The sequence below is a fragment of the Streptomyces sp. NPDC059201 genome (assembly GCF_042754585.1).
Lineage (GTDB): Bacteria > Actinomycetota > Actinomycetes > Streptomycetales > Streptomycetaceae > Streptomyces.
In genome coordinates, this window is sequence record NZ_JBHZBB010000001.1 from 211,558 (window position 1) to 228,309 (window position 16,752).

A 16,752-nucleotide genomic window follows, 5' to 3' on the forward strand; every position below is an offset into this window, starting at 1 on the left:
TATTGCGAATTATGCGCAATAAGCGGACGGGGTTGGGGTGTTGGGTGAACAGGGAAGGCTTGCGCATTTTTCGTACGGTCGCCTCGCACAGCACGGGGTTGACCGGGTTGATCGCCCGCAGGTCGGTCCAGCGTTCATCGTCGCTCGTGACACTCGTTCCCCTCCCAGAGGGCCTCGGCCGCCAGGGCCGTTCCCTCCTCACAGCCCCGGCGGCGCCGCCGCTCCGCTACGGCGCACACCGCCACCGCCACCGCCGCCGCCGCGTACGCGGCTGTCGCGGCTCCGTAGCCGACCTCGGGGCCGGCGAGGTAGGCGACCGCGCCGGCCAGGGCGACGCCCAGCCACTCCCCGCGTCCGTCCAGGGCCACCAGGGCGACGAGCAGGAGTGCGTACCAGGAGTAGCCGGGGGTCAGGAGGAGGAAGGCCGTTCCGGTGGTGAGCAGTGCGCCGCGCCAGGGGCGTTCGGGGTCGGAGCGCCACCAGACCGCGACGGCGACCGCGGCCATGGCCGCCAGGACGGCCGGCAGCGCCCACGCGTCGGGCAGGACGAGGCGCAGCAGCGCGTACCGGCCGCCCGCGCCCGCGTCGTCGTATCCCTCCTCCTGCGCGTAGCCGCCCAGGTAGCCGAGGACGGAGCCGTCGGAGAGGAGGACGTACGGGAGGTACAACATTCCGACGGCCGCCACCGTCGGCACGACGACCGCCAGGACCGTGCGCGGTCGGCGCGTACCGGAGAGGGCGCCCGGGAGCAGGATGACCGGAAGCAGCTTCGCGGTGATCGCGAGGCCGAGCAGGATGCCGCCGGCGACGCGTCGCCGTCCGACGACGGCGAGGGCGGCGACCGAGAACAGGACGGCGAGGACGTCGGCATGGGCGTTGTTGACGGCTTCGACGGGGACGGCCGGGCACCAGGCCCAGAGGGCGGCCGTGCGGGGGTCGCCGCGTCGGCGCAGGACGACGACCAGCAGGCCGGTCACCGCGAGGGAGAGGACGGCGGCACCGGTCTGGAGCCCTTGGTGGCGGCTTCCGGCCGGCGAGAGGGTGTGCACCAGGAGGAACCAGCCCTCGGCGACGGGCGGGTAGATCGTGTGCACGGCCGGCCGGTTGATGCGGGTACATGCGCCGTGGGGCAGCGGGGAGAGGTCGTGGTCCTTCGCGCAGGTGGCAGGGGCGGGGAAGAGCCAACCGTCGCGCAGCGGGGCGAGGGCAGGGTCGGCGGGGACGTGGTCGTACGGGGAGATGCCGGCCGCCTGGACCCGGCCGTCCCACGCGTACCGGTAGGAGTCCGTGCTCGTACGCGGCGCCGCCAGCAGCCCGGTGGCGGTGACGGCCACAGCCCCCGCGAGCACGAGCGGGACCACCGCGCGGGCCGGAACCCGGCGCAGGGCGACCGCGGCTGCCGCGAACAGCGCCCAGCACCCCGCGTACCCCGCCAGGAAGCGGACCCCGAGGGCGTCCCCGCGCAGCAGGACGGTCAGGGCGGCGGTCAGTGCGGCGAGCAGTGCGGCGAGCAGGATCAGGGTGAGGACGAGCGGACGGGCACGCGGCATGGGCGCAGCCTGGCAGCGCCCACGGTCCTGGCTCGGGCGACCCGTCGAGGCGTTCGGGTTGCGTCAGGTGTCGGAGCCTCCGTACGGAGGCGAGCGGCGGTGTCATGGACGTCATGACCTTCCGCATGTCCAAACCGCGGCGCCTCGCCGCACCGGTTCTCCGGCCGCCCACCTTCACCGGTCGTCTGCACGACGCGCGCACGGCGACGGCCGTCGGCCGGTGGCTCGGCCTCGCGTTCGCGGTCTGCTTCGCGACCGGTCTTGTCAGCCACTATCTCCAGCACCCGCCGGGCTGGCTCGCCGACCACCTGCCCACCCGGCCCTCGTGGGGCTACCGGCTCACGCAGGGGCTGCACGTCGCCACCGGTCTGGCGGCGATCGTGCTGCTCATGGCCAAGCTGTGGGCCGTGTATCCGAGGCTGTTCGTGTGGCCGCCGGTGCGGTCCGTGCGGCACGCGTTGGAGCGGCTGTCCGTCGCGGTCCTGGTGGCCGCCGCCGTGTTCCAGGTGCTGACCGGGCTGCTCAACATCGTCGAGTGGTACCCGTGGCCGTTCGCGTTCGTACCGGTGCACTTCGCCGTGGCCTGGATCGCGGCCGGTTCGATCCTGCTGCACATCGCGGTCAAGGCTCCCGAGATCACCGCTCATTGGGGGCGGCGATCGGCCGGGACGCTGACGCTGCCCGCCGAGGAGGCAGTCGACCGCCGGTCCCTCCTCCTCGGGACGGGTGCCGCTGTCGGAGTGGTCACGCTGACGACGGTGGGGCAGTCCTTCACGCCGTTGAAGGCGTTCGACCTGCTCGCGCCCCGGCACCCGGACCACGGTCCGCAGGGACTGCCGGTGAACCGCACCGCCGCCGCGGCCGGGGTTTCGGAGCGGGGCCTGGGGAGCTGGCGTCTCGAGGTCGCCGGGCCCCGCCCGTACGCGCTCGCGCTCGACCAGCTGCGCGGGCTTCCCCAGGAACGGGTCCGGCTGCCGATCGCCTGCGTCGAAGGCTGGAGCGTCGACGCCGACTGGGCGGGCGTACGAGTGCGGGATCTGGTGGAGCGGGCAGGCGGACGGGCGGGCCGGGACGCCGTACGGGTCACCTCGCTGGAGGTCAGCGGCGCCTACCGGGTGATGGAGATGGGCACGGAGTACGTGGAGGATCCGCTCACCCTCCTCGCCCTCGCCCTCAACGGGCAGCCCCTCTCCCTCGACCACGGATTCCCGGCGCGGATCATCGCCCCCAACCGGCCCGGGGTGCTCCAGACCAAGTGGGTGCACCGCCTGGAGGTGCTGTGAGGACCGTCAGTGTGTTCCGATACGCGGCCGGTGGGCTGGGGCTCGTCCTGATCGGCGTCGGGGCCTGGCGGGTGGCGGCGCAGCCCGATCCGTTGGGCGTGCTGGTGTGGCTGGCCGGCGCGATCGTCCTGCACGACGGGATCATCGCCCCGCTGGTTCTCGCTGTCGGTCTGCTGCTCGTCGGGCGCTCCGAACGGGGCGTACTGCGCGGCGCGCTGGTCGTGGCGGGGAGTCTGACCCTGGTCACGCTGCCGCTGCTGGTCCGCCCCGGAGAGCCGCCGAACCCTTCCGCCCTGCCGCTGCCGTACGGACGGAACCTCGCGATCGTCCTCGCGGCGGTGGCCGTGGTGGCGGCCGCGGTGATCCTCGTACGCAGGTGGCGGGCGCGTCCTCAGCGGAGCACGGACGACGACTGACGGGTGAGGGTCGTGAAGTGACGGCCCCACAGGTCCCATCGTTCGGACACCGTCCAGCCCGTGGCGGCCGCGTGCGCGGACAGCGCGCGGACGCCGACGCGGGCCCAGGGGAAGGGGGCTCCCCGCCCTCCCCGGCCGTCGTCCACCCGTACGTCGCAGCGTTCGTCGACGTCCACGGGCACGCATTCGGCGATGACCCGGCCGGAGCGGGACACGACCTGCCGCAGCCGGCTCAGCAGGGCGGCGGGGTCGCCGCCGATCCCGATGTTGCCGTCGATCAGCAGGGCCGTGTCCCAGGATCCTTCGCCGGGCAGGGGGGCGAAGACCGAGCGGCACAGGGCCGCCGCGCCGTGCCGAACGGCGCGGGCGACCGCCTCCGGGCAGACGTCGACACCCAGAGCGCGGCGCCCTTCGGCGGCGAGGGCGGCGACGAGCCGCCCCGGACCGCAGCCGACGTCGAGGACGGTGCCGCGGCAGCGGTCCAGGACTGACCGGTCCGCGGGGTCGGGCGCCTCGCACCAGCGCTCGACCTCCAGGGGCAGGAGCCATCCGTCGTCGCGCAGCAGGAAGAGCGGGCCCCGGCCGGTGCGCAGGGCGTCGGTGTACGGGTCGGTGTGCCAGGCGATCGTCGAGGTCACGCGCCCGCTCCCGCCGGTGCCGCGGTCAGTGCGGAGTGCAGGGCGGCGAAGCGGCTGCCCGGCGTCCCGGCCGCCACGACGCGCGCGTCCTCGGCGGTGTCCACGTCCCGCAGGACGGGCAGGGTACCGACCCGCAGCCCGGCCGCGCGCAGCCGCCGGTACTGGACGGCGCCGGTGTCGGGGCGCGACATCGGGACGCCGAGCAGGAGGGCGGGGTCGGGAGCGGCCAGGCCGAGGGCCCAGAAGCCGCCGTCCGCCGCGGGGCCGAACCAGGCGTCGTACGTGTCCCAGTCCAGGGCCGGGGCCAGCAGGGCGGGGGTGACCTGCGGGGTGTCCATGCCGATGAGCAGCGCCGGCCCGTCGCAGGCGGTGAACGCGGCGGCGAGCCGTACGTCGAGCCCGCCCGCCGCTTGGGGCACGACCTCGAAGCCCCACGGGAGCCAGGCGCCGGGCTCCCCGTCGAGCACCAGCACGTGCCGGTCCGCCGGGACGCGCGCGGCGGCGGTGAGCGTGTCGGCGAGGGCCGCCTCGGCGAGGGCGGCGGCCTCCTCGGAGGTGAACGCGGGAGTGAGCCGGGTCTTGACCCGGCCCGGCAGCGGCTGCTTCGCGATGACGAGGAGGGTCGTCACGGGCGCTCACCGCCGACCGGCGCCGGCTCGTCCAGTACCCGGCGCATGTCGTGCACGGCCTGCCAGGTGCCCTTCCAGGTGCCGGTGACCTTGGACCGGCCCGAACGGGGGAGGTAGGGCACGTCCACCTCCCGTACGTTCCAGCCCGCGTCGGCGGCCCGTACGACCATCTGGAGCGGGTAGCCGCTGCGCCGGTCGGTCAGACCGAGACCGAGGAGCGCCTCGCGCCGTGCGACCCGCATGGGCCCCAGGTCGCGCAGCCGCAGCCCGGTGCGGCGGCGCAGCAGTCGGGACAGCGCGAGGTTTCCGGCCCGGGCGTGCGCGGGCCACGCGCCGCGCGAGGTGGGGCGGCGGCGGCCGAGGACGAGGTCGGCGGAGCCGTCGGCGACGGAACGCGCCAGGCCGGGCAGCAGGCCGGGGTCGAGGGAGGCGTCGCAGTCGCAGAAGCAGACGAGGTCGGCCTCGGCGGCGAGGAGCCCGGTGTGGCAGGCGGCGCCGAAGCCGCGCCGGGGTTCGTGCACGACGGTGGCGCCGAGGCCGGCCGCGAGCGCGGCGGAACCGTCGGTGGATCCGTTGTCGACGACGATGGCCCGCCAGCCGGCGGGGATGCGGGCCAGCACCCACGGCAGGGCCTCGGCCTCGTCGAGACAGGGAAGGACGACATCTACAGGAAGGGTGGTCACATCCCCCACCGTAGGAATCGCGGAGCGCTTCGAGGCCGTGGAAGTCCTGACGAAACGCGGACGCCGTGCGACGTCCGCCCAGGTGGCGGTGGTCGCCGTGCCGGCGGCCGCCGCTTCGGGGGCATCCGCCCGCGGTCGCCGTGCCGGCGGCTGCCGCTTCGAGGTCCCCCTGCCTGCGGCCGTCGGCTGACCGCGTTATCCGCCGACGGCCGCCGATGCCCGCTGTCCGGCGCGGGCGAACTCCGCCATTCCCTCCGCGAAGCCGACCTCCGGGCGCCAGCCGAGGTCGCGCCGCAGTCGGGAGGAGTCCGCCGTGATGTGCCGTACGTCCCCGAGGCGGAACTCCCCCGTCACGACCGGCGGCGGGCCGCCGTGCGCTCGGGCCAGCGCCGTCGCCATCTCGCCGACGGTGTGGGGGTCCCCGCTGCCGGTGTTGTACGCGGTGAGGGCACCGGCCGGAAGTCCGCCCGCGGCCTCCAGCGCGATCACGTTGGCCGCCGCCACGTCCCGTACGTGGACGAAGTCCCGCCGCTGCCCGCCGTCCTCGAAGACCCGGGGGGCCTCGCCGCGGGCGAGCGCCGAGCGGAAGAGGGAGGCCACACCGGCGTACGGGGTGTCCCGGGGCATCCCGGGCCCGTACACGTTGTGGTAGCGCAGCGAGACCGCCGTCCCGCCCGTGGCCCGCGCCCAGGCCGCCGCCACGTGCTCCTGGGCGAGCTTCGTCGACGCGTACACGTTGCGGGGGTCGGCCGGCGCGTCCTCGTCGACCAGACCGGGTGCGAGCTCGGAGCCGCACGCCGGGCAGCACGGTTCGAACCGCCCTGCTTCGAGGCCCTCGGGGCAGCGGGGGCCGGGCCGGACGACACCGTGCCGGGGGCACGCGTACCGTCCCTCGCCGTACACCACCATCGACCCGGCGAGGACGAGCCGCCGCACACCGGCGTCCGCCATCTCCGCGAGCAGGACCGCCGTGCCGAGGTCGTTGCAGCTCACGTACGCGGGAGCGTCGGCGAAATCCTTGCCGAGGCCGACCATGGCGGCCTGGTGACAGACCGCGTCGATCCCGTGCAGTGCCGCCCTTACCCTCGCCGAATCCCGGACGTCGGCGTGCAGGAACTCCACGCCTGGCGGCTCCGGGGCGGTGAGGTGCGCGCTGGGCAGCAGCGCGTCCAGCACGACCGGCTCGTGGCCGGCCCGGCGGAGCGAGGTGACGATGTGCGAGCCGATGAAACCGGCTCCTCCTGTGACGAGTACGCGCATGGGCGCGACGCTACGGACCGCCACCGCCGGACGGCGATGTCCGCGCCGGGCCGTAGGACGTCCGTCATCCTGGTGGGGCATCCACGTCTCGTTCGGACTCCCTTCCATCAAGGGATGGTTGAACCCAGGAGCACGGTGGGGCCGCCAGGCCCCTACTCGGTCCATGACGCAGCGAGACGTACGTACCCCTGGGACCACGGCGGCCGCGGCCGGATGGCTGCGGAGACGCCCGCAGCCGCGTGTGTGCGTGCCTGTCCGGTCGTGCTACTCCTCGACCACCCACACCGCGCACACGAGCTCGCCGGTGCCGGAGCGGCCTTCGTAGAGACGACCGGTGGATGCCTCGATGGGAAGAGCGATCAGATCGGCGCCGCGGCTGCCTTCGGGGGTGTGTGTCACGGTGTTGGGCAGAACGCCCTGGATCTCGGCTGCTCGGAGTTCGCGCTCCATCGCGGACTCGGCCTCGGCGCCGACCGCCTGCGCGGCGGGGCCGTCGCCGATGTAGGCGATGCCGCGGCCGAAGTGCGTCACATCGGAGGCGGGGTCCTCGTAGACGGCGTCGCGGACGGCTTCGGGAGTGTGTCCCGCGCAGACGAGCACGACGGCGAGGGCGGGGCGTTCCCACCCCGGGGTGCCCCAGTCCGTCTCCCCGGCCTCCCCCGCCTGCACGGGGAAGACCGCCCACACGTCATGGCTTCCGGGCGGAACGTCGTCGGCGGTGACGATCTCCGGTGCGTCGGGGCCGCTGCACTCCACCGCGCCTTCGACCACCGTCAAAGGGCCCACAGGGTGAAGGGCTGTGACATCCGGTGTCCAACTGTCCACCCTCGTCAGGACATCCACGAGAACGCTCTCCATGCTCGTCATGCGGAGAGTCTGACAGCGAGGTCCGACACGACCCGGCCCCCAGCCGCCGGCCGGTCAGCGGCGCGGGCAGCATGTCGTTGTGCTCTCGTCACGCAGCGTAGCGGAGGCATGGACGAGGGTGCGGGGGCGTTGGACACTGGTGGGTAGGTGCTGGCTATGTCGCCTGAGCGCTCCGGGTGGTATCAGCCTCGGATCGCGGGGCGGAACGGGAGCACGTAGTGGACGATCACGGCGACCGCAGGGAGCGGAGAGGGCCTCTTTCGGCGCGGCCTCTGGCGTTCATGGGACGCTCGGCCGAGCTGCGTACGGTGTTGGCGGCGGTGGCGGCGCGCCCGGCGGTCGTCCTGGTGGAGGGCGAGGCCGGGATCGGCAAGTCACGGCTGGTCACGGAGGCCGGCGCCGTCCTGGCCGAGGACGGGATGCGGGTCCTGGTGGGTGCCTGCCACCCCCTGCGCGAGCCGTTGCCGTACGGCCCGGTCATCGATGCTCTGCGCGCGGTCGGCCCATGGTTGCCCCCGGTCGACCAGCTGGGGCCGTCGGCCGGCGCGCTTGCCCCCCTCCTGCCTGACCTCAGCCGCGGCCTGCCCGAGCCTCCCACCTCGGATGCCGGACCCGGCGGGCAGCGGCACCGCCTCGCCTCGGGGGTGCGCACGCTCCTGGAAGCGATCGCCCCGGCGGTCCTGCTGGTGGAGGACCTGCACTGGGCGGACGACGCCACCCGGGAACTGCTCCTGCTGCTCGCCAGGGATGTGCCGCGGGAGACCGCGCTCGTGTTCACCTACCGCGCCGAGGACCTGCCGGGCGGCCGGCCGGTTCTGGGCATGCCCTACCGCCGCCCGCCCGGCACCGCCGGGGCCGAACTGGCCCTGGGCCCCCTGGACGAGGTCGCGCTGAGGGCGCTGGCTCGCAGCGGTCTCGGCCGGGAGCCCACGGCGGCGCTGGTGCGCACTCTGCTGGAACGCAGCGCGGGTCTGCCGCTCATCATCGAGGAGGATCTGATCACTCTCGCCGGAGGACCCGACGCCACGGCCCTGAAGGTGCCCCGCAGTCTGCACGAGGTGATGACACAGCGCACCGGCACGCTGTCCCCGGACGGGCTGGCGCTGGCCGGGGCCGCGGCGGTGCTCGCGCGCCCCGCCGGCGAGGAGCTGCTGTCCCTCGCCGCCGGACTCGACGACACGCAGGGCGCGAACGCCCTGCTGGAGACGCTGGCGGCCTCCGTGCTGCGCCAGAGCGGCCCGGACACCTACGGGTTCGCGCACAGTCTGGCGCAGGAAGCGGTGTACGAGGCGCTGCCCGGCCCGGTTCGCAATCGGCACCACCGCCGGGTGCTCGCCGTCCTCCAGGCACAGGATCCGCCGCCCCTGGTGCAGATCGCCCACCACACGCGCGCCATGGGCGATCTCCGGACATGGCTGCCACAGGCCCAGGCCGCCGCGGACCAGGCCATGGAGGTCGGAGACGACGGAACCGCCGCCACCCTCCTCCGCGACATCATCAAGTTTCCCGGGCTGGGCTCCGAGCAACTCGGCAGGGCGGCCCTCGCCTTCGCCATGGTCACCAGGAACGGGATCGAGCATGCCGAGACGGTGGCCACGCTACGGCGGATCGTGCTGCTGCCCGGGCTGCCCACTGCGGTACGCGGCAAGGTCCGGTCCTACCTCGGGGGGATGCTGGCCAACCAGGCCCAGGAGCAGGAGACAGCGGACGAGGAACTCCTGACCGCCCTGTCCGAGGTGGGGGACGACGATCCCGCGACCGCGGCCCGGGTACTGGCCTCGCTGGGCGCGTCCGAGTCGGGCCGCTTCTCGTCCTCGGAGCAGCGGGCCATGGTCGAGCGCGGTCGCGCGCTGGCGGCCGGCGTCAGCAGGGAGGAAGAGGCGCGTGACGCCCTGGAGGTCTCGTACCACATTCTGCTGGGCATCCAGGGAGACCCGAAGCTTCCGGAACTGCTCGGGTCGCTCCCCCGCGAGGGCAGTGACCGGATCAGCCGGCGCGCCGCGCTGGTCATCCTCAGCAACGGCGCCGAGAGCTACCTGTGCCTGGGCCACGACGCCCGTGCGGCCGCCCTCGTCACCGAGGTCCTCGCCCTGGCGCCGGAGGCGCACATCCCGGTCCTCGCCGCCTACGCGCACTCCTACCGGATCATCCTCGACTGGCAGGCGGGCCGCTGGCCCGAGTGGCAACGCGGCCTCGCGGACTGCCGGGCCCGCTATCCGGAGACCCCGCTGTGGGACCGCGGCCTGGTGGCGACGGTGCACGGCCTGACCGCCGCCGCATGCGGCCGTACCGCCGAGGCCGCCACCGAGTTCGACCGCGTGCTCGCCCAGGACGGCCTGAGCCTGCAAACCCTGGGCGCCGCCGCCGGAGCCGCCCGGGTGAGCCTCGCCCGTCACGGCCCCGAGGGCGCCTGGGCCTCCCTGCGCGACCCGCTCGATCACCTCGATTTCCTGCGGCGCAAGGAGGCGTGGACGTACACGTGGAACCTGGTACCCACCGCTGTCGAGATCCTGCTCGCCCTGGGCGAGCATCAGCGGGCCCAGGAATTGGCGGACGAACAGGCAGCCGGCATCGAGGGTCGGGACGCCCCCGGCGCGATCGCCGAACAGTATCTGTGCCGCGGCTTGCTGCTCCGCGCGCGGGACCCCGACGGTGCGCTGGCGGCCTTCGATCATGCCGCCGGCCTCTGGCGCGCGATCGGACGCCCTTACCGAGCGGTCCTGGCGGCCGAGCACGCCGCCCTGACCCGCCCGGTTCCCTCCGAGGTCGCCGCGCGCCTCGCCGAGCCCCTCGCCGAGTTCGACCGCCTCGGCGCCACCTCGGACACCGCCCGCTGCCACCACCACTTGCGCGCCCTCGGCCAGGACCGCCCCGCGCCGCGGACCAAGCCCGGCCGCATCGGCTATGGCGAGCAGCTCTCGCCGCGTGAGGAACAGGTCCGTGACCTGCTCGCCACAGGCGCGGGCAACAAGGACATCGCCACGGCCCTGTTCCTGTCGCCCCGTACCGTCGAGCACCACGTGGCCAGCATCCTCCGCAAACTCGGCACGACCCGTGCCGAACTCACCCGTGGGACTCCTGGCTGAACCGCCCGACGCACGGTGGGCAGCTCGTGCGGCCCCTTTTCCGCTACTAGTCCCCTAACTTTAAGTATGTCCGATTAGGTGGCTCTACGCATTGTTGCGTGAGGATTATTCGGCGTTCCCTGGGGTGGTCCGAGCGGACCAGCCGCTTGCAGAGCCGCACCTGGAAATCTCATGGACAGCTCCGGCACCCCCGAACACCGACAGGTCGTACGTTCCTCGCCCCTGTGGCGCGTCCCCCGGGAATCGGCGCACGCCGTCGTCCGGGCGCGCCGGCAGGTGACGGAGACGCTGTGCGCATGGGGGTTGCCGCACCTGGTGGACGACGCCGCGGTCGTCGTGTCCGAGCTGACCACGAACGCGCTGCGCCACGGTGTGGGCCCCGTGTGGCACACCCTGCGTGTGGTCCTGGTCGCGGGCGGCTACGCGGTCCATGTGGTCGTCGGCGACCGCGGCCGTGGCTGGGGGGCCAGGGCCGGGGAGCCCGTCACGGCCGCGGAGGGCACCTCCGGACGGGGGCTCATGATCGTCGCCGCCCTGTCCAGCGCCTGGGGGTCCACCCGGTCCCACGCCGGCCACCTCGTGTGGGCGGACCTGCCCACCGCGGTTCCGGGCGGGGGCGGCGGAAGGTCCACCGCCGACAGCACCCGCGCCTCCGCAGCCGCCGCCTGACCAGGCTCAGTCCGCCCGCCGCTCCAGTCGCCCCCACTCCCCCAGAGCCTCCCCTGGCACTGGGGGATCATCGCCACATTCGTCTGCGGATTTCCGCATTCGCCTACCTACGGAATGAGGGAGTCGAGAAATAGGGGTGTGCCCGCATTGTCCGCCCCAGTGGTGGCGGCGTTTTCCTGTTGGTATCCGGCTGATGCCGGGCGCGAGACCTCCCCCCACGTCAGGACACGTCATGTACCGTCCCAGCACTCCCGAACACCCTCGGACCCTGGCCGTCGGTCCGCACTGGGCCGTGGAACCCGCGACGGCTCGGGGCATCGCCGTGGCGAGGCGGCAGGTCATGCGGACACTGATCGGTTGGGGCATGTCAGATCTGGTGGACGACGCCCTCCTGATCGTCTCCGAACTGGTCACCAACGCGATCCGACACGGCGAGGGACCGGTGTGGCACGCACTGCACCAGGTGGTCATGGTCGACGGGTCCACGGCGGTGCACTTCGCCGTCTGCGACCACGGCCAGGGCTGTGACCGTGCCCCGCAGGCGCCCGCCCCGCACGGGCCCGGCGCCGAGGAGGACGACCTGTTCGCCACCTCGGGGCGCGGCCTGGCCATCGTCGAATGCCTCACCGTGATGTGGGGGGCGACCCACGTCGACGGTGAGCACGTCGTGTGGGCGGACCTGCCCACGCACGTCCCGGAGGACACCGCCCCCGCGCTCGGCCCCGAGACCACACCCTCGGCGCACGAGCCCGAGCACGCGATGCAGGCCGTCGCGTGATGCTTCGTCCGCGCAGAGGTGTCGCGGCGCCGCCGGTCGGCCTCGCATGCGCCGTGAGGGAGGTAGGCGGCGCCAATGCGTGACGTGCCTGGGGATCCTGTGCCGCTGCGTGAGGTGCTCGTCTCCGCGGCCGCCGGCCGGCGGGTGCTGGTGCTGGTGGAGGGCGAGGCCGGGATGGGCAAGACCCACCTGGTCCACCGTCTTCTGGCTCTGCCGGAGGCGCGTCTCACCGGCTGCACCATGGTCCGCTTCTCGGCGGTCGGGTTCCATGTTCAGGACGGGCCGGCGCGATCCGCCACGGAGGGTGAGGGTCCGGAAGGGGCGAGGCGTGGCCGGCCCGTCGACGGGGAGGGCGTCGGCAGCGCGGAGCCCGGGGATCCACTCAGCGGGATCGGCGGCGGATTGCTCATCGCCGAGGATGTGCACCGCGCGGACTCGGCGGCCCGCGAGAGGCTGCGGAGACTGCTCACCCGTCCACCGGCCGGGCTGTGCGTGGTGCTGACCTACCGGCCGGAGGAACTGCCCGTCCCCGGTCTGGTGCTGGAGACGGCCATGGACTATCCGGCCGAACTGGAGGTCGTCCAGATCCGGCTCGAACCGCTGACCGAGGAGGAGACCGGCCGGTTCGCTGCCCAGCGCCTCGGCGCCGGCTGTCCCCCCGGGTTCGCCGAGCGGCTCCACCGGCGCACCGGCGGTGTGCCCCAGGTCGTCAGCGACGTCCTCGCCGGTCTCGCCCACCGCCGCGAGAGGCCGACGGCTGAAGCGGTGGACAAGGCGCCCGCGCCGCCGCGTCTGGCGGAGCGCACGGTGGGGCGCACCATGAGACTCGACGAGGAGCACCGGCCGCTGGTGTGGGCGGCGGCGGTGCTGGAACAGCCCGCCACCCGCGGCGAGCTCGCCGCCGTCGCCGGGCTCGCCGAGCCCATGGGCCGGCTGGCCTTGCTGGCGGCCATGCGCTCCGCCGCCCTGTGTCCGGTCGGCCCGGACGCCTTCGGCTTCCGTTCCCCCGTGGCGGCGGAGGCGGTGTACCGGACAGTGCCCGGTCCGCTGCGGCAAGCGCTGCACGAGAGGGCGGCCGCGGTACTGGCGCGGCGGAACCCCCCGCCGGCGGAGATGCTGGCCCGGCATCAGCTGGCCGCCGGGCACCTGTCGCAGTGGGCGGAGAGCATCGCCGCCGCGGCCCGGAGCGCCGCCGACCAGGGCGATCACCGGCAGGCCGTCATCCTGACCGAAGAGGCTCTGGCCCATACCGCGGTACCGGAGGCGGCCCGGGGAAGCCTGGCTCTCATCCTCGCCCGCAGCGCGGAGGCCGGGCCCGGTTCCGACCGGACGGCGGCCATGCTGAGGCGCATGGTGGCCGACCGTGCCGTTCCCGCCGCCGTACGGAGTGAGGTCCGCGTGGGCCTCGCCCTGATCATGTTCCACCGGATGGGACGCTCCGTCCGGGGGCGCGAGGAGCTGGCCGAGGCCGTACAGGAGGTCGCCGGCCGGCCTGTGCAGGCCGCCGCCCGGGCGATGGCGGCCCTGGCCCTGCCGGCGCCGCTGGGCGCGTCGGTGCCGGAATGCCGGGACTGGCTCGCCAAGGCGGAGGCCGAGGCGGCCGAGAGCGGTGACCTGGTCACCCGTACCGCCGTGGCGGCCCACCGGATCGGCCTTCTCATGGCCACGGGCGACCCCGCCGCGTGGTCGGAGATCGAACGGTTGCCTCTCGACAGTGACGACCTGAGCGTCCTGCACTACAGCGGCGATGGACTGTTCCACGCCGCCGACGCGGCGCTGTGGCTGGGTGAGTACGCCCGTGTGCCGGACCTGCTGCGCAGGGCACACGAACTCGCCGAGCGCGGCGGAACACCATGGACGGAGCTGACGGCCCGCGTGACCGGTGCGCATCTGCGCTGGGCGACAGGGTGCTGGGACGGTCTGCTGGACGAGGCCGAAGGGGTGATCCGTGAGGCCGAGGCGATCCCGGCTGGCTTCGAGGAGGCCCGGCTGACCGTGCGGATGATCGCTTTCGCCAGGGGGGAATGGGACCGGCTCGGCACATGGCTCACCGACCGGCAGGCGGACGGGGAAGGGCACGTGGCCATCAGAGCGACCGCCTCCAGCGCACGCATCCGCCTGGCACTGGCGAGGGGCCGGATCGCCGAGGCCGAGGCCGAGGCCGCCGAGGTGTGGGCGATGCTGCGCGCCAACGGCGTGTGGGCATGGGCCGCGACCGTCGCACCGTGGGCCGTACAGGCGACGCTGCGTGCCGGCGCGCCGGACCGCGCCCACGACATGGTCCGCGCCATGTCGGCGGGCATGAGCGGCACGCGTGCGCCGCTGGCCGCCGCCGCGCTCCAGTGGTGCCGCGGCGTCCTCGCCGATGCCGAGGGCTCCGGAGAACTCGCCGTGGAACTGTGCCGGCGGGCGGCCGAGAGGTACCAGGCCCTCCCCCGGCCGTACGAGGCGGCGCTGGCGGCCGAGGCCGCCGGGCTGGCCGGCTTGGCCGGCCGGCCGGGATCCCCCACGGCACTGAACGATCTGCGCGCGGCGGAGACCCAGATGACGAAGCTCGGCGCGGGCTGGGACGCCGCGCGGATCCGGGCGGTCCTGAGAAAGCACGAGGTCTCCGAGCGACGGACAGGCCGACCTCGCTACGGCGGACAGCTCTCCCCTCGGGAGGAGGAGGTCGCCGGTCTGGCCGGCGCCGGTCTGACCAACCGGGACATCGCGGCCACTCTGCACCTGTCGCCTCGGACCGTCGAACAGCATGTCGCTCGGGCCATGCGCAAGCTCGGGGTGCTGTCCCGCCGACAGCTCGGGCACGCCTCGGGGCCCGCGTGAGGTGGCCCCCGCGCTGGGGCACGGTGCCCTGGCGGGGGTTCCGGGGTGCTGGCACCCCCGCCAGAGGCGGTTCCACACCCACGCGGGCTGGGGGGGCAGACTCGCTCGGTGTGGTCTCGTCGGACGCCCGCGGACCCGGTGGTTTTGCCGCCGCGATCGCGCGTTCCGCCGAACGATGGGGTCAACCTATGGGCCCGACGACCGTGCGCCTATCCGTAACCAGCCCTCTACGGATACGTCAAGAAGTCGCAGTGAGCGCGGACGCAGGAAGCCGGGCGGGCGACCGCCGCGATCGCGGCCTCCCCGCTGTCACGGCTCCTCATCAGAACCTCAGGTTCCTTCCCTCAGGCTGCGGATACCGTCAGACACATCTGGAGTTCCGTTATGAAGAACGACATCCGTCGTGGACACGCCCTCGTCCTCTCCCTCGCTCTTCTGGGCGGCGTCGCCGCCTCCGGATGCGGTCCGCTGGAACGGGACGACAAACCCCGGGTGGCCGCCGACCCCGCGAACCGGCCGGAGCTGCGGTCGTTCTACGGCCAGAGGCTGGAGTGGAGGAAGTGCGGCGACGTCGAGTGCACCACTCTGACGGTGCCCATGGACTACTCGAAGCCCCAGGACGGCCGGACGTTCACCCTGCCGGTGGCGCGTCTCGCCGCGAAGGATCAGCAGCGCCGTATCGGATCGCTGGTCTACAACCCGGGCGGTCCCGGCGGCGGCGGGGCGGGAGACCTGGAGTCGGGCGGGGCCGAGTCGTTCGGCACGAGGGCGCGGGAGCGCTTCGACATCGTGTCGTTCGATCCGCGTGGTGTCGGCAACAGCGTGCCCGCCGTGGACTGCACCCCGGCCCGCGGGACCGAGCCGGCGGAGGACGAGGAGGTGGCGAGGCCGCTGAACCCGGATACCGCGGCGGAACGGGCACAGGCACTCGAAGGCTCCGCCGCCGTGACCGCGGACTGCAAGAAGCGAAGCGGCCCGATACTCCCCCACGTCGGCACCGTGGACGTCGCACGCGACATGGACGTCCTGCGGGCGGCGCTCGGCGATGACAAGCTGACCTACTTCGGCTTCTCGTACGGCACGAGCCTCGGCACCGTGTACGCGGAGGAGTTCCCGCGCCGGGTACGCGCCGCGGTCCTTGACGGGGCCGTGGACCCGTCACTGGACTGGTCGGAACGGGCCATGAGCCAGGCGGCGGGCTTCCGGCGCGCCGTGAAGGACTACGCGGAGAACTGCGCCGAGTTCGCGGGCGACAGCTGCCCCGGTACGACCCCGGAGGAGATCAGGACGCTGATCGACGGCCTCTACAAGGAGGCCGCGGCAGAGCCGCTCCCCGTCAAGGGCTCGGACGAGGTGGTCGACGCGCGGGGCGTCATGGACGTCGTCGCCATGTCGATGTACGCGCCGGAGGACCAGTGGAAGGACCTCTCCGAGGCACTGGCCGACGCGGGCCGCGGGGACGGCACGAAGCTCTCCGCGCTGGCGTCGGGTGAGAGCGCGGAGGACGATTCCAGCCCCGAAGAGGAGACAGGGACCGAGGAGACGGAGGCCGAGGGAGCGGAGGCCGAGGGAGCGGAGACCGAGGAGGCTTCCGGCTCCGAAGAGGGAGCAGAGGCGGAGGAGGCCCCGGCGGACAACAGTGACGTCGCCATCATCGCCGTCAACTGCCTGGACATCCCGCACCCCCGCACCGCACAGCCCTACTGGGATGCGCTCGCCCAGGCGGAGCGGCACGCCGGCCTGTACGGCACCGCGAGTGTCCTCGACACGCTGGACTGCAAGGACTGGCCGGCCGGCACCGGCAAGCCGCACCGCGTGAACGCGAAGGGCGTCGCCCCGGTCCTGGTCGTGGGAACCACGGGCGACCCCGCCACCCCGTACGCGGAGTCCGAGAGCCTGGCCCGGCAGTTCCCTGGCGGCATGCTGCTCACGTACAAGGGCTTCGGCCACCTCGCGTACGGCCGCAGCAATTCCTGCGTGACCGACGCCGTCGACGCGTACCTCGTCGACCTGCGTCCCCTCCGCAAGGGCACCGTCTGCTGAACTCACCGCCGTAGTTCTACCTAT

The 16,752-nt window shown here is 73.7% G+C and carries 13 protein-coding genes; 7 read left to right on the plus strand and 6 right to left on the minus strand.

The window, feature by feature from the left end; all coding sequences use genetic code 11:
* Positions 1-134: 134 nt before the first annotated feature.
* A complete protein-coding gene (locus tag ACFXMG_RS00970) occupies positions 135-1,550 on the minus strand; it encodes a glycosyltransferase 87 family protein (protein ID WP_383813499.1) in 1,416 nt (471 codons plus the stop codon).
* Positions 1,551-1,663: 113 nt separating this feature from the next.
* On the opposite strand from ACFXMG_RS00970, the gene ACFXMG_RS00975 reads away from it, so the two are divergent.
* The gene (locus tag ACFXMG_RS00975) at positions 1,664-2,833 is read left to right on the plus strand and encodes a molybdopterin-dependent oxidoreductase (RefSeq protein WP_383813501.1); all 1,170 of its coding nucleotides are present in this window, start codon (positions 1,664-1,666) and stop codon (positions 2,831-2,833) included.
* A gap of 11 nt (positions 2,834-2,844) precedes the next feature.
* Positions 2,845-3,249 (plus strand): hypothetical protein, encoded by a 405-nt coding sequence (locus ACFXMG_RS00980; RefSeq protein ID WP_383813503.1) that lies wholly within the window; start codon positions 2,845-2,847, stop codon positions 3,247-3,249.
* On the opposite strand, the gene ACFXMG_RS00985 is transcribed toward ACFXMG_RS00980, so the two are convergent.
* The 5 genes from ACFXMG_RS00985 to ACFXMG_RS01005 form a co-directional block, all read right to left on the minus strand.
* Positions 3,225-3,887, minus strand: a complete 663-nt coding sequence (locus ACFXMG_RS00985; protein ID WP_383813505.1) for a class I SAM-dependent methyltransferase — start codon at positions 3,885-3,887, stop codon at positions 3,225-3,227. The two genes, ACFXMG_RS00980 and ACFXMG_RS00985, sit on opposite strands and share 25 nt — an antisense overlap.
* Positions 3,884-4,516: a DUF2064 domain-containing protein gene (locus tag ACFXMG_RS00990; protein WP_383813507.1), complete on the minus strand. Its 633-nt coding sequence runs from the start codon at positions 4,514-4,516 to the stop codon at positions 3,884-3,886. The genes ACFXMG_RS00985 and ACFXMG_RS00990 overlap by 4 nt, the downstream gene beginning before the upstream one ends.
* On the minus strand, positions 4,513-5,208 hold the full coding sequence (locus tag ACFXMG_RS00995; RefSeq protein WP_383813508.1) for a glycosyltransferase family 2 protein: 696 nt from the start codon (positions 5,206-5,208) through the stop codon (positions 4,513-4,515). The genes ACFXMG_RS00990 and ACFXMG_RS00995 overlap by 4 nt, the downstream gene beginning before the upstream one ends.
* 186 nt (positions 5,209-5,394) lie before the next feature.
* On the minus strand, positions 5,395-6,459 hold the full coding sequence (locus ACFXMG_RS01000; protein ID WP_383813510.1) for an NAD-dependent epimerase/dehydratase family protein: 1,065 nt from the start codon (positions 6,457-6,459) through the stop codon (positions 5,395-5,397).
* A gap of 264 nt (positions 6,460-6,723) precedes the next feature.
* Complete coding sequence (locus ACFXMG_RS01005) at positions 6,724-7,236, minus strand: hypothetical protein (protein ID WP_383813512.1); 513 nt, start codon at positions 7,234-7,236, stop codon at positions 6,724-6,726.
* A gap of 371 nt (positions 7,237-7,607) precedes the next feature.
* On the opposite strand from ACFXMG_RS01005, the gene ACFXMG_RS01010 reads away from it, so the two are divergent.
* The 5 genes from ACFXMG_RS01010 (at position 7,608) to ACFXMG_RS01030 (ending at position 16,728) form a co-directional block, all read left to right on the plus strand.
* A complete protein-coding gene (locus ACFXMG_RS01010) occupies positions 7,608-10,412 on the plus strand; it encodes an ATP-binding protein (RefSeq protein WP_383813514.1) in 2,805 nt (934 codons plus the stop codon).
* A 171-nt stretch (positions 10,413-10,583) separates the two neighbouring features.
* Positions 10,584-11,081: an ATP-binding protein gene (locus tag ACFXMG_RS01015; RefSeq protein WP_383813516.1), complete on the plus strand. Its 498-nt coding sequence runs from the start codon at positions 10,584-10,586 to the stop codon at positions 11,079-11,081.
* Positions 11,082-11,313: 232 nt separating this feature from the next.
* Complete coding sequence (locus ACFXMG_RS01020; RefSeq protein WP_383813517.1) at positions 11,314-11,859, plus strand: ATP-binding protein; 546 nt, start codon at positions 11,314-11,316, stop codon at positions 11,857-11,859.
* Between the two features lie 75 nt (positions 11,860-11,934).
* On the plus strand, positions 11,935-14,685 hold the full coding sequence (locus ACFXMG_RS01025; RefSeq protein WP_384899778.1) for a LuxR C-terminal-related transcriptional regulator: 2,751 nt from the start codon (positions 11,935-11,937) through the stop codon (positions 14,683-14,685).
* Positions 14,686-15,069: 384 nt separating this feature from the next.
* A complete protein-coding gene (locus tag ACFXMG_RS01030; protein WP_383813521.1) occupies positions 15,070-16,728 on the plus strand; it encodes an alpha/beta hydrolase in 1,659 nt (552 codons plus the stop codon).
* The last annotated feature ends 24 nt before the right edge of the window (positions 16,729-16,752 follow it).